Below are 14,331 nucleotides of genomic sequence, written 5' to 3'. Positions count from 1 at the left end.
TATATAGATACTTCTCCAACTGATGAATACAGCCCCATCATGAACAATGCCAGAAATGAAAGCGATTAGCAAGATTCTTGTTAATGGACGGCATTGCGCCGCTTGACTACACTGAGGTGGCGAACAGGGTATCCACGTAGCAGCAGGCCCTGATCAGGACATTCACAAGGGGGAACATGATGAAGACCGTGTCACGAACAGCACTGGAAGGCCATATCGCCCGTGTCATTGAGCGGATGAAGGATATGCAAGGCTCGATTCAGGAGACTGCGCCCATCGGGATAATTGCTATGGACAACTGGGAATGGCCGCAGGGGGTTGGACTATTTGCCTTATACAGCTATTACCGGGAAACCGGGGAGCAGGAGATTCTGCATTACCTGACCGGCTGGTTCGACAGCAAGCTTGACGGGGGAATCCCGGTGAAAAACGTCAATACGATGTGCCCGATGCTTACCCTTAGCTATCTGGCAGAGGAGACCGGTCGCGCGGATTATCTCCGGCTATGCCGGGAATGGCTGGAGTACGTGCTGTATGACATGCCCCGCACGGAGGAAGGCGGGCTTCAGCATGAGGTGACCGGCAGTCCGAATCCCGGGCAGCTATGGGACGACACGCTGTATATGACGGTGCTGTTCGTGGCCCGGATGGGAATCTTATTGAAGGAGGAAGAGTGTATTCAGGAGAGCATCCGCCAGTTTCTGGTCCATCTTAAGTATCTGACCGACCCCGTGACCGGATTGTTCTTCCACGGCTGGACCTTCGAGGGGGGCCATCACTTTGCCCGGGCCCTGTGGGCGCGAGGCAATTCCTGGTATACCGCCGGGCTGGCGGATTATCTGGAGATGGTGGAGCTGCCGTCAGGGGTGAGCAGCTTCCTGCTCTCTTCACTGGAGCGGCAGGTGAACAAGCTGACGGAGCTGCAAGCCCCGGAAGGCGCATGGCATACCTTGCTGGACGACAGCAGCTCCTATCTGGAGACCTCGGCCACCGCCGCCTTTGCTTACGGGATGCTGAAGGCGGTGCGGCAAGGGCTGCTGCCTGAAGATTGCCGCAAGCCCGCAATGGCAGCACTGCATTACGTGCTGGGCCAGATCGGTGAAGACGGGGTGGTGCAGGGCGTCTCCTACGGAACGGGGATGGGCCTTACACTTCAGGACTACCGGGAGATTCCGGTCTGCCCGATGCCCTACGGGCAATCCATGGCCCTGCTGCTGCTGGTAGAGGCGATAAAGCATGTATAATTCCGCCAACATTAATCCCTCCAGCACCAATCCATCCAGCATCCATTCCGCCACCATAGGGCTGCCGGGGCTGGACCGGGTTGCCTTCCATAACGTTGCCGAGCTGGAGCCGGCAGCGGGCTACGGGTTGCACCTCCGCCGCATTCCCCGCAGCGTCAGGGAGCACCTGAATGAGCGGGGCCGGTTCATTGCCGGGGAAGCAAGTGGTTGTGAGCTCAGGTTCGTCACACCGGCTCCGAATATCCGGGTAACCTTGTCTTTGCCGGAGACGGATGGCTGTGTGACCGTGTTCAAGGGCGGGCTGTTCCATTCCAGGCATGAGCTTCAGGCGGGGACGATCCGCACGCTCCAGTTAAGCGAGCCGCCGCGGCTGGCGATGGCTGACCGCAGGCTGCTGATGGGCACAGGCTTTGCGCCGGAGGTATGGCGGATCTGCTTCGGACGGTATGCCTGCGTGGTCAGCGGCATCGAGACCTTCGGCCATCCGCTCCGCCCGCCTCAGAAGGGGGAGACCCCGCTGAAGCGCTGGATCGCTTACGGCTCCTCCATTACCCATGGGGAGAACAGCAGCCTGCCGTACATCGGCCAAGCGGCAAGAAGGCTGGCTGCCGATGTGCTGAATCTGGGCATGAGCGGCTCCTGCCACTGTGAACGGGAGATGAGCAATTATCTGGCGGCGCAGCAGGACTGGTCGTTCATGACCCTGGAGCTGGGCGTGAATATGCGGGATCACCTGTCGGCAGACGAATTCCGCGAGCGGACCGGCTATCTGCTGGACCGGCTGGTAAGCGGGCATCCGGAGAAGCCGGTGGCGGTCATTACGATCTACCCCAACTTTGCCATGTTCCCCGGCAGCGGGATTGCGGAGCAGGACAGCCGGTTCAACGCCATTCTGCGCAGCCATGTAGAGCGCCTGTCCCACCCCAAGCTGCACCTGATTGAAGGAGACCGGGTGCTGGATGATCTTAGCGGGTTGTCCTGTGATCTGATTCATCCCGGGGATGACGGACATATCCGGATGGGGGAGAATCTCGCCCGGGAGCTGGGCGGAATCCTCTAACCCCAGGCTGCATAAGGGTTCTGCGGCGATTAACAGGTAAACTGAATATTGCTCTAACCGGCCGGAGCGGCTATGGTGAGGACATGAAACGGCCATTTCAGCTCCATCGCATGACTTAATCAAGCACAACACGCAAGCGAAAGGAGGCACCGGAATGAAAGCGAATACAAGCAGTGAAGCGGTGCTGCAGCTGGACACTTCACGGCAGAGCGGAAGCAGCCGCAGGCGCTTCTGGCAGACCCGCCGGTTCAAGAACAATGTCCCCTTGTGGGTCATGTTCGTTCCGGTTATCGCATTTTATATGATTTTCAAATACACCCCCATGCTGGGGCTGGTTATCGCCTTCAAGAACTATACCTTCTATGAAGGGGTATGGGGCAGCCAGTGGGTCGGCATGGACAATTTCACCAATCTGTTCACCCAGGCACAGTCGGTGCAGATTATCCGCAATACGCTTGTGCTCAGTATATTATCCGTGCTGGTCAGCTTTCCGTTCCCGATTGCCCTGGCGATTATGCTGAATGAAGTCAGGAACAAGTGGTTCAAAAAATCAGTCCAGACCCTCGTCTACCTGCCTTACTTCTTCTCCTGGGTCATTGTCGGCGGGCTGGTGGTGACGATCTTTGCCCAGACCGGGGTAGCTAACGTGGTGGTTGAGAAGCTGACCGGCCAGGCTTTTCCCTTCCTGTTCAAGGAGTGGTCCTGGGTCTCGATCTTTCTCGGCTCTGGAATATGGAAGGACGCGGGCTTCAATGCAATCATCTATCTGGCTGCGCTGACCTCCATCGATCCCAGTCTCTATGAGGCGGCCAGTATGGACGGAGCGGGCAAATGGAAGCAGATCCGCCATATTACGCTGCCTGGGATCAGTCCGACTATCGTCATTATGCTGATTCTGGCCATGGGGCGGGTGATGGAGGTCGGGTTCGACCATGTCTACGTGCTGCAGAACTCGATTGTATCGGGCATCTCCGAGGTCATCAGCACCTACATCTACGCGATTGGACTGCAAGGCGGGCAGTTCAGCCTGACCGCTGCACTGGGAATGTTCGATTCCCTCGTAGCGCTGACTCTGGTGCTGATCTCCAACGCCATTGCCCGGCGCTTCAATAAAGGCTTGTGGTAACAGGAGGACACTATGCAAAGTACAAACGGTGAAAAAGTATTCTACAGCTTCAATTATTTGCTGCTGACTCTGGCAGGCATTTTGTGTCTGCTGCCGCTGCTCCATCTGGCCTCCCTGTCGCTCAGCGGCAAGGATGCGGTACTGTCCGGTTTTGTCACCCTGTGGCCGGTGGATTTCACACTAAGCTCATACACGATGCTCTTTGAAGGAACGCCGGTGGTGCGCGCCTTCGGCAACAGCCTGCTGATTACCCTGGTCGGTGTGGCGGCCAGTATGCTGTTCACCATTTTCGCTGCGTATCCCTTGTCCCGCCGTGATTTCTACGGAAGACGCACGCTGACGCTGGCGATTGTGTTCACCATGCTGTTCACCGGCGGACTGATCCCGACCTATCTCGTGGTCAGCAGTCTTGGTCTGGTCGATTCCTACGCAGCCCTGTGGCTGCCGGCTCTGGTCAGCACTTATAATATGATGATCATGCGGTCTTTTTTCGAGAACATACCGGAGGAGCTGGTGGAAGCGGCCAGAATTGACGGCTCCGGCGAATGGCGGCTGCTGGCGGGCATTATTCTGCCGTTGTCCCTGCCTGTGCTGGCGACGATCGGACTCTTTTACGGCGTGTATTACTGGAACTCCTTCTTCAACGTCATGATCTACATGAACAGCCCGGAGAAAATCAATCTGACTGTGCTTATCCAGCAGATGGTGAAGAGCCAGGCCGTCCTGCAGGAGCTGAATACGATGAACTCGCAGGAGGTGGTCAACATTACACCGGAAGGCATCAAGGCTGCGGGGATTATGGTCATGGTCATTCCGATGCTGATTGTTTATCCGCTGCTGCAGCGTTATTTTGTCAAAGGCGTAACCATCGGGGCCATCAAGGGCTGACCGCTGCTGCGCCATACCGCAAATACCAGAACGCCATTATTAGGAGGGTCATAATCATATGCACAATTCACCCCGGCTTAGAAAAACAACCGCTGCAAGTGCAGCATCCCTGCTGCTCGCAATCGCGGTAACAGGCTGCGGCGGCAACAATGCCGCCACGCAGGGCACAGACAAGGGAGAGGGCTCCGGGAAGCGCGGGTCCATCACCGTCTCGCTGTACGACCGCGGCTCGGTACCCGCAGAAGAGGGGACAATGAGCGACAACCGCTGGACGAAATGGGTCAATGAGAACGGGCCGGTGAACGTCAAATACGTTACGGTTCCGCGTTTTGAATCCCTGCAAAAGTTCAATGTGCTGTTCGCGTCGAAGTCTGCCCCTGACCTGATCTTTGAATTTGATACCGCTTACCAGGGGCAGCTCTACAACCAGAAGCAGCTCCTTCCGCTGGATGACCTGATTGCGGGCAGCAGTACAGAATATAAGGCGATGCTGGAGAAATATCCGGCGCTGCGCAAGGCAGGTACCATGGCGGACGGCAAGCTGTATACGGTGGGGCGTCCGATCCAGTTCGGTCCGCAGCATTATCTGTTTATCCGCAATGACTGGCTGAAGAAGCTGAATCTGGAGGTGCCCACTACACCGGAAGAGCTGCTGAAGGTCGCAAAGGCCTTCACAGAGCAGGACCCGGACGGCAACGGCAAAGCGGATACGTATGGAACCGGGCTCAGCTTCGTGGCCGGCATTATTTTGAACAATATGTTCGGCACCGGGTTCACGCTGTTTGGCGAAGACCAGTACCCATGGGTGCTGGAGAATGACCAGGTGGTGCATGACTGGGACCGGATCAAGGCGGCGGTCTCCTTCCAGAAGGCGCTGTATGCGGCCGGTGTGGTGGATAAGGACTTCGTCACGGATAAGAACGGCGAGAAGCAGAAGCAGGATTGGATCTCCGGCAAGCTGGGCATTTACGGCGGTAACGGGGCCGATGTCAGCACCTATGAGACGCTCAAGAAGAACTCGCCGGAGGCCGAGGTGATCCCGATTGCCTTGCCGACGACGGAATTCGGCCAGTTCAGCCCGACGCTGACCTCTCCGATCCAGATGACCGGCATGGTGAATGCAGCGGCCAAAGACCCGGAATCCGTGATGAAGATGATTGATTTCATGGTTACAGAGAAGTACACCACCACGATTCAGAACGGCATCGAAGGGGTCCATTACAAGAAAACCGCCGATGGCCGTGCCGAGGTGATCGACCCGGAGAAGAACAAGAAGGAACTGGAATATAACCGCGATATGGGCATGCTAACCCCGCTGATCGGCAAGAATTACGGGCTGAAGAACAAGGTGAATCCTACACCGGCGGAACAGGATTTCATCGCAATCTATGAAAAGGCCGAGAAGCTGTACATGAACCCGGACCGCCCGATTGTCGGCATTACGCAAAAAGCCTTCCTGCCGCTGCTGCCGCAGGATCTGACCCAGATCAACACCAATGCGAATAAAACGATCCTTGACCGGGCCATGCAGGCCATCGTCAGCCCCGATCCGGCTTCGGTGGACCAGTTCATTGAGGAAGCCAAGGGAGTCTGGGAGAAGGCCGGGGGAACCAAGGTCGATGAATTCTATGCCTCCTGGTATCAGGAGCATAAAGCGGATGCCATTATGCTGAAGGATATTTATGAAATGGGCAAGCAATTGAGCACGGTGGAATAACAGATGAATTCAAGCACAGGGGGCGGGCAGCGTTGAATCATGAGGTGAGACAGATTCTCGAAAAGAGCTATGCCGCCGCCTCGGCGGATAGTGTAATCGAAGCAGGGCTGGTCTGCTATGACCGGCCCGGGCATACCCGGCAGGTCGCTACGCTGCCTTATTGCCATGAGGCCCGGTTCTCGGCCGGATATTATGCTTACGGCACCTTGCTGGGACAGCTGGATGAGGCGGCAGGGCTGGAGATGCTCGAAGCGATTGCCGGGCTGCAGTTCACTGACCCGGAGCACCCGGATTACGGAGGGTTCCTCTGGTACCGGGAGGAGAGCGTAATCCAGGATTCCAATGCCGCCTTCTTCATCCTCATGCCGCTGGTGGCGGTGCGCCTCACCAATCCCGGCGTCTTCCCGGCCAGCCATCTGGAGATCATGCAGCGCATGTTCCATCATGCGGCTGCCTGGTTCTCCAAGGAATGCCGGACACCGGAGCTGTTCTACCCGAACAAGACGATGAGTGACGGGGCGATGCTGCTGGCGGTAGCCCACTTTCTCGGAGAACCTGAGTATCTCCAGACGGCAACCGCCTATTTCAAGAGGTGGGAGGAATATACGGTCCGCCGGGGCTGGGGCTGGGGAGAGAATATCAGCCTTGTCTACCAAGGGGTGATGATGAACGCGCTGAGGATTGCCGGTTCTGTACTTCAGCAGCATGACCGGGAGCTGGCCGGGCGGCTGTCTGTGCAGATGGATGCCCTGAAGGAACTGCTCATCTTCCATGACGGAGAGGAATTCGTTCCCTCGATCCGCAGCTATAACTTCCGGGGAGAGACCTCACGGCAGAGCCTGCTGTGGACGATTGCCGGGGTGACGGGGGTCAGTGCTCTGGCGGAGCAGACCTTTTCGCTTAACGATCTGGCGGCGGTCCTACTGTTCGCGGCGGATTTGCGGCCACGGGAGAACGCCTCGGCTGCGCTGCCGGTACCACGGATTCGTGAGGAGCGGATCTTCGATGCCTCGCGTGCCTATACCTGGATCGGGCAGCATACCCGCCTGGGCAGCATCAACCGCTTCCCGGTGATGCCGGGCAGCTACCAGCATCCGTCCTGGGGGCTGGGCTGGCAGAGCTTCCCGGTTAGCTTCAGCGTACAGGATCAGCAGGTGTCCTATCTGCGCTGGTATGTAGATGACTCCACTGCCGTGCGGACGCATCCGGCGGAGGAATACCGCAGCGCCTATTTGATGCCCGCATTGTTCGCCGGGCCGCTGTACCCGGAGGTGGAGACGCGCTCAGCCCAGCAGGGGAATGCGCTGGTGGTGATCCGCTCGATGACCCGGGTGCATAACCGGGCAGCGGAGATTGCCGATGAATGGCTGGTCCACCGCTATGACGGCGAGGTAGAAGCTGTAGTGAATACTGCCGGAGACAGGGAATGGCTGGTGCTGCGTTACCCGGACTGCGCGGTAGCAGTCACGGCGCTCAGGGGCCTGGACTCCAAGGCGGAAGCTCATGCCGTACTGCCGGTCACGGTGGTGCGGGAGGAAGGACGGATCAGGCTCCGCCAGGTGCTATATTCCGGCAGCGGCTCGATGCTGGCGCTGCCCCGCCTGGAAGCGGGCTGGGCGGTGGTATGTCTGGACGAAGCAGCGGAGTCAGCGGATATCCAGCAGCAGCTCGATACGGTGACGATTGAGGATACACAGAGGGATGACCGGGAGGTGCCCCGTGAGCCATGGGCTCAGATACGCAGCATTAGGCTAACTGCGGGCCCCCGGCCCCCGGTTCAGCTCACCGTTGATCCATACGCGCTGTAACACTATACTTGCTTCCATACAGAAAGGTGGCTATTATGAGACAATCAAGCCGGAAACCCTTATTTGTATACGCTATCATTATGGTTCTGCTGCTGGGACTTCTCCCGGCAGACCTTGGATCTGTTGCCCGGGCGGACAGTGATTACAGGCTGGAAGAGACCTTTGAGACGTATAGCCCCGGTGCGAAGCCGGCCGGATGGACGATTAAGACACCTCCCCAGGGAGTGAGTGTGGGGGTGCAGGCTTGGGAGGGATATCCCGGCAAGCTGCTGGAGCTCCAGCAGACCAGTAAGCTCGCCAGCAGCTACAGCATCAGCAGATCCGTTACAGATGTGACGTACAGAAGCATGTTCAGCTATTCGTTCAAAGCCGAGCAGACCGGAGCCGTGATCTACCTGCCCACCCCGCAGAGCGGTTCCGTGCCGCTGGTGAAGTTCGCCATTAACAACGGAGCGTTCAGCTATATGAAAAAAGGCGCCGGGTCCTGGACCTCCGTACTGCCGGTATCGGCAGGCGTATGGCATGAGGTGCGCCTGTCGCTCGACGGCGGCGGCCATACCTTCGATCTGTCCATTGACGGCAACCGTCTGCTGACGAAGGAGCCGATGGCCGAGGGAGGGGCGTTAACCTCCTTCTATATGGGATTCTATAAAGACAGCACGGGCAAGATCGGCTTTGACAATTTTATTGTAAGCGGATACAAACAGGCGCTCAGTGCAGCCTTTTCCCAGGAAAGCTACAGTCTGCGAAGAGGCGATAAGCTGTCCTTGCCTCTTCAGTTCACACCTGCGGATGCTACAGATCAGACGGCTGTCTGGTCTTCCGGCAACGGGGAGGTCGCCACAGTGGATGGCAACGGCCTGGTCACAGGCATCCGTCAGGGAACCACCGTGGTGACAGCCCAGCCGAATGAGGGGCTTCCGGCCGTCACTGCGACAGTAGCCGTCTACGAATCTCCGGTCACGGAGCTCGTGCTGGCTCCGCTGGCGCGGGCCGTTCCCGTGGGCTCACGGATGCTGCTCCAGGCAGCGGTAACGCCCGTAGATAATACAGACACAGGCATCCGTTGGGGAACGGAGGACGAGAGCATCGCCGTCACTGACCGCTACGGGGAATTGACGGGCGTCAGCGCCGGAACGACAACCGTGTTCGTGACCGATGAGACCGGAAACGTCCGCGCCGAGACGGATGTCACCGTTACCGGGCGGACGACCGGTCAAGAACTGTATGTCGCCCCGGTCGGGGATGACAGCAATAACGGCACGGAAGCGGCTCCCTTCCGGACCATTGCCAGGGCGCAGGAGGCGGTTCGTCTGCTGAATGATGATATGGATGCAGATATCGTGGTGAATCTGAGAGAAGGAACCTATACGCTGACGGAGCCGCTGGCATTCACCCCTGAGGATTCCGGGACGAACGGCTATTTCATTACTTACCGCAGTTATCCCGGGGAGCAGGCAGCCATCAGCGGGGGACGGCCCGTCACGGGTTGGGCAGTGTTCGACAGTGCCAGGGGGATCTACAGAGCTAACGTAGGAACCAGCCTTCAGACCCGGCAGTTATTCGTGGACGGCATCCGCGCGGTCCGGGCCCGCAGTGCGGCGGGGCTGGTTAATCCGGTCAAGACTGCCACCGGCTATACATCTGTTAACCCGGAGCTGGCCGGATGGGGCAACATCGATGATCTGGAGCTGGTATACAATGAGCTGTGGACGAACTCCCGGATCAAAGTAGCGTCTGTCACTTCTTCAGGCGGCCAAGCGCAGATTGTGCTCCAGGAGCCGGGCCGCAGCGCGGTCTTTAACCGCGGATTAACCTCAGCGACGGTTCCGGTCTATTATGAGAATGCGTTTGAGCTGCTGGATGAGCCTGGCGAATGGTACTATAACCGCCAGGAAGGGATGCTGTATTACAAGCCGCGTACCTGGGAGAATCTCTCCACCGCCGAGGTGGTGGCTCCGGTACTGGAACAGCTCGCCACAATCTACGGTGAATCCGCCGATGAACCGGTGCGCAATCTGAATTTTGCAGGCCTGAAGTTTATGTACACCACCTGGAACCGCCCAAGTACGGCAGCAGGACATTCTGATTCGCAGAATAACCATCTGCGTTATCCGTCCATCCCTGATGAGCTGACCGATGCAGCGGTGATGCTGGAGCTGGCGAACACGGTGAATTTCCGCAGCAACGAGTTCACCAAGCTGGGGATTACGGCGGTGCGGATGCAGAACGGTGTTCAGAACAGCCTGATCGAGGGCAACCGCTTCTATGATATTTCAGGCAGTGCGCTGAATGTGGGCCAGCCGAATTCGGCGGACCGCAATATCTATCATCCGGCAGACCACCGGCTGCTGATGAAGAATAACGATGTGCTGAACAATGTGATTCATGATATCGGCATCGATTATAAATCAGCGTCCGCCGTATCGGCAGGGTATCCTGTGGATATGGATATTAGCCATAATGAAATGTACAATCTGCCTTACAGCGGAACGCACATCGGCTATGGCTGGGATAAGCTGTTCGATGCCGCGACCCGGAACGTCAAGATTCAGAATAATCTGATCTATGACCTCATGGGCATGGGGCTGCGTGACGGAGGCGCTATTTACAGTCTTGGCCCGACAGGAGCCACAGCACCCGACAAAAACCTGGTCAGCGGCAACTACATCCGCAATCAGATGGACGGCAATGCCGTTCTCTACACGGATGAAGGCTCTGCCTATTGGAGATTCGAGCATAACGTCATTGATCTGAAGGATGCCCCGCTCTGGCATTCCCCGCTCCGCTGGGCGATGGCCTATGTGCCGACCATCCATGATGTGGATTTTGTGAACAACTATACGACAACAGACGGATACACCAACAACGGGCGCAATGTGCTGTTTCAGAATAATCTGGTCCAGCCGGATGCCGCATGGCCGCAGGCGGCCCTGTCCATTATGGAGCAGGCGGGGCTTCAGCCGGAATACGCCTCTGCCGCAGAAGGGCAGGTCAGCCGCTGGAAGCTTGCTCCGCTCAAGCTGGCCGCCGGTGCAAGCGGGCAGGTATCCCTTCAGGCGCTGGACGGCAAAGACCGACCGCTGGGTACAGCGTCGAGCACCTTCTTTTACAGTATTCTTGATCCGGCAGTGGCCTCGGTTAGCAGCGGGGGCGAGGTCACCGGACTGAGCCAGGGACAGACGAAGCTTGTAGTGAGCATCCTGAACGGCTCAATGCTGCGCACCCTCAGCGCGGATGTGTTCGTGGGAGACACCCTGTCCACGGTCCTTCTGGAGGGACATGACGGTCATGTCGCATACATCCGTGAAAGCGCAGACCTGCAATTGCAGCCTTATGGCGAGACGCTGTTCGGCAACCGTGAGGAGCTGGAGGCGGTCACCTATACGAGCAGCGATCCATCCATCGTCAGCGTCAGCGGGAACGGCCTGTTAACAGCCCATCAGACCGGCACGGCCTCACTTACACTCTCTACGGAGTATTTGGGCGCTGTGACGCAGGGACAATATGAGGTTAAGGTATGGAATGAGGAGAGTACCTACGATCATACCCTGCAAGGCGAGGTGCAGGACCCGGACGGCTGGTATGTAGCGGCAACGGCTAACGGGCTGAAGGAGAGCGGGACGGATACGCTGACCCTGCGGGCACCCGGAGGCCATATTATCTACCAGAACCGCAAGTATCAGAATGAGCTGCTGGATTTCACTATGAGAATCAATGACAGCTCCGCCTCCTCCAACTGGTATGCCCTGATGCTGAATAATCAGAGCAAGGAGCTGAGCTACAGCACCGGCAGCATGTATCTGGTGGTCGTTGGAACCTCGGGCATTGAGCTGCACCGCTTCAACAATGGGGTACGCACTGTTATTTACGGTAAAATCGAGGGCCTGACCAGTCTGGGCGGACCGGCGATTCCTAATTCGTTCCTGCCCTTCGGGGAGCGCAAACGGGTTCAGCTGGGTGCTTTTCAAGAATCCGGGGGTGTGCGCCTGATCCTGAAGGTTAACGGGGTGCAGGTATTCAACTATCTGGACACCGCCGCCGGGGCCATTGGAGAAGCCGGGTACTTCGGACTGATCTCCCGGGGGGCCAGCACCGAGCTGGGGTACTGACAACCTGTATTTAGGAATCCGGTCCCGTAGCCCGCACCCGCAGCCTTAAGGATCACCAACATCTGGACTTACAGGGGATGACACCGATGCATAAGAAATGGCTGTACCGACTGATTCTTTCCTATCTGCCCATCCTGTTTGCGGTGGTGTTCTGCCTGATTATCCTGTTCTTCGTGACCTTAAATGAGGCGATGGAGAAGCAAACCTCGAAGGCAAACGGCGTGTATGCAGAGAACGTGCTGCAGATTGTAGATACTACCCTGCGCAATCTGGAGACCATGACGATCAAAAGCCTGCTGATGGATGATCAGGTGGGCAGTTATTTTGACCGTCCGGGGAAGCTTGATCCTTACCGCGATTACGGGGTAACGGAGGTACTGCTGGATTTCATGTCGCCGCTGCCGATGATTGATTCGGTCTATTTATACCGCGCGGCTGACGGCAAGGTGCTGATGCAGCATTTCTCCTCCCGTCTGCCGGACTTCGGGGACCGCAGCTTCATAGCGTCTGCGATGAAGAATACCGGCGGCCAGGTCTGGAGCGGAATCCGTGATCTGCAGCTGTTCCCCGGTGAGGATCAGCGGAAATCAGTCATTTCGCTGGTGGAGCAGGTGCCTTATTTCTCCGGTGAGCAGGGGCTGATTGTCATTAACGTGCGGAAGCAGTCGCTGCAGGCGCTGATTCAGGAGATGAACATGGAGAATACGGAGATCTGCCTGAAGGATGTGGCGGGACGCGCTTTTGCAGGGGGAGAGGCCTGCTCCGGGCCGCAGATTCAGAGTCAGGCAGTCAGCCGCATATCCTCCTATACCGGCTGGACGATCCAAGTAGGCATGGAGCGGGCCAAGGCCTTCTCGTTGCTGTCAGCCTTCTCCAATGTCTGGGCGGTCCTGGGGTTCGCTGCGATCATTGGCGGTATCGCCGCCATGACGTATATCAGCCACCGCAATTACCGTCCGATTGAGCAGGTAATGAGACGAATATACTCCTTCGGGGAGGACCGTGCCTTCGGCCTGAATCCACAGAGCAGGGAAGGTGACGAATTTGCCTTCATCGGCCATGCGCTGGAGAGTCTGATCGAGCAGACCAACAGCTATGAGAAGCAGCAGGCCGAGGGGATTCTGCACAGGCGGAATCAGTTATTCAAGGAGCTGCTGGAGAACAGCGGCCAGATGTCGGCGGATAACTGGAGCCGGGAAGCGGAACGGATCGGGATGGACGGTGAATTCGCTGGTGCGGTGGTGGGCATTGCCGAGATTGATTTCTATGAGGCTTTTGCCGCAGATTATTCGGCACGGGATCAGGCGTTGTTCAAGTTCACGCTGCGCAGTGTGATTCAGGAGATCGCCGAGAAGGAAGGGGGTTCCCTGTGGACCGAGTGGATCGGACCGGGCCGTCTGGGACTTCTGTTCCGCCGCTCTGCGGATGAGGAGACAGCGGACATCCCCGGGAAGACGCTGATCATTGCCGAGTCGGCCCGGTCCTGGGTGAAGCAGCATCTCAAGTTCACGGCTACCTTCGGTATCAGCGGACCTTCCGCCGGCCTCAGCGGCTTATCGGGTGCGTACCGCCAGGCCCTGGGGGCGCTGGACCGCAAAATCACCGCCGGTCCCGGCCGCGTCTATGCGGCGCCGGCCGGAAGCCCGCTGCCTCCGGCAGAAGGCATGGATGTGCTGGTTCAGGCCATCGGCGCCGTTCCCCAGCTGTACCGGCTGGGGAACGCGGAGTGGAAGCCGCTGATTGAGCGGATCTTTGAGCTGCTGGCAGGCGGCAACTACTCCAAGGAGGATATCGTCCGGCTGCTGAGGCTGCTGGAGACGGGGTTGTCCCGGGAGATGCAGGAGCTGCCGCCGGAGATGAGGGACATCTGGAACAGCGGGCGGCTGCGGGGAATTCCGCATTCGCCGGAGTCTTTTGAATGGATTGAGGAGCTGCACGGGGAGCTGGTCTCTTCGCTGGAGGAGATGGAGGAGGCGCTGCGCAGCCTGCGGATGAACCGTGAGCAGTACACGCTCGCCAATAAGGTGCGCGAATATATCGGCTGCAATTACGCTGATCCCGACTTTTCCCTGACCCATGTTGCCGACAGCTTCGCCATGAACACCAAGACGGTAAGCCGGATCTTCAAGGAGGAGATCGGCGAGAACTTCGTCGATTATCTGGCCCGCCTGCGCATGGAGGAGGCCAAGCGCCTGCTGACCGGGACCTCTGATCCGGTGCAGAGCATCGCGGAGCGCGTGGGGTATCTGTACCCCATGTCCTTCATCCGCGTCTTCAAGAAGCTCGAAGGCATCACGCCGGGCGAATACCGCAAAGCCCAGGGCAGTCCCCTGCATAATGGTGAAAGTGATGGGGAGGGTTAGGTTCATGGATGCG

General features: G+C 58.0%; 8 protein-coding genes. All 8 read left to right on the top strand.

What is annotated here, in order from left to right; genetic code table 11:
• Nucleotides 1–176 precede the first annotated feature (176 nt).
• The 8 genes from bglB to ACFSX3_RS32695 all read left to right on the top strand — a co-directional run bounded on the left by bglB (nucleotide 177) and on the right by ACFSX3_RS32695 (nucleotide 14,318).
• Entirely contained in the window at nucleotides 177–1,244 is a 1,068-nt protein-coding gene (bglB, locus tag ACFSX3_RS32730) for a beta-galactosidase BglB (protein WP_379254940.1), read from the top strand.
• Nucleotides 1,237–2,304 (top strand): SGNH/GDSL hydrolase family protein, encoded by a 1,068-nt coding sequence (locus ACFSX3_RS32725; RefSeq protein WP_209991816.1) that lies wholly within the window; start codon nucleotides 1,237–1,239, stop codon nucleotides 2,302–2,304. The genes bglB and ACFSX3_RS32725 overlap by 8 nt, the downstream gene beginning before the upstream one ends.
• Nucleotides 2,305–2,458: 154 nt before the next feature.
• A complete protein-coding gene (locus tag ACFSX3_RS32720) occupies nucleotides 2,459–3,430 on the top strand; it encodes an ABC transporter permease (RefSeq protein WP_209991817.1) in 972 nt (323 codons plus the stop codon).
• A 12-nt stretch (nucleotides 3,431–3,442) separates the two neighbouring features.
• On the top strand, nucleotides 3,443–4,318 hold the full coding sequence (locus tag ACFSX3_RS32715) for a carbohydrate ABC transporter permease (RefSeq protein ID WP_209991818.1): 876 nt from the start codon (nucleotides 3,443–3,445) through the stop codon (nucleotides 4,316–4,318).
• Nucleotides 4,319–4,376: 58 nt separating this feature from the next.
• On the top strand, nucleotides 4,377–6,035 hold the full coding sequence (locus ACFSX3_RS32710; protein ID WP_209991819.1) for an extracellular solute-binding protein: 1,659 nt from the start codon (nucleotides 4,377–4,379) through the stop codon (nucleotides 6,033–6,035).
• Nucleotides 6,036–6,067: 32 nt separating this feature from the next.
• Nucleotides 6,068–7,843 (top strand): hypothetical protein, encoded by a 1,776-nt coding sequence (locus tag ACFSX3_RS32705; RefSeq protein WP_209991820.1) that lies wholly within the window; start codon nucleotides 6,068–6,070, stop codon nucleotides 7,841–7,843.
• Between the two features lie 35 nt (nucleotides 7,844–7,878).
• Nucleotides 7,879–11,955, top strand: coding sequence for an Ig-like domain-containing protein (locus ACFSX3_RS32700; RefSeq protein WP_209991821.1), 4,077 nt, complete (start codon nucleotides 7,879–7,881; stop codon nucleotides 11,953–11,955).
• Nucleotides 11,956–12,041: 86 nt separating this feature from the next.
• Nucleotides 12,042–14,318: a helix-turn-helix domain-containing protein gene (locus tag ACFSX3_RS32695; protein WP_209991822.1), complete on the top strand. Its 2,277-nt coding sequence runs from the start codon at nucleotides 12,042–12,044 to the stop codon at nucleotides 14,316–14,318.
• Nucleotides 14,319–14,331 lie beyond the last annotated feature (13 nt).

Source organism: Paenibacillus rhizoplanae, from assembly GCF_042684125.1.
Lineage (GTDB): Bacteria > Bacillota > Bacilli > Paenibacillales > Paenibacillaceae > Paenibacillus_AQ > Paenibacillus_AQ rhizoplanae.
This window is presented reverse-complemented; position numbering and strand designations above follow the sequence as displayed.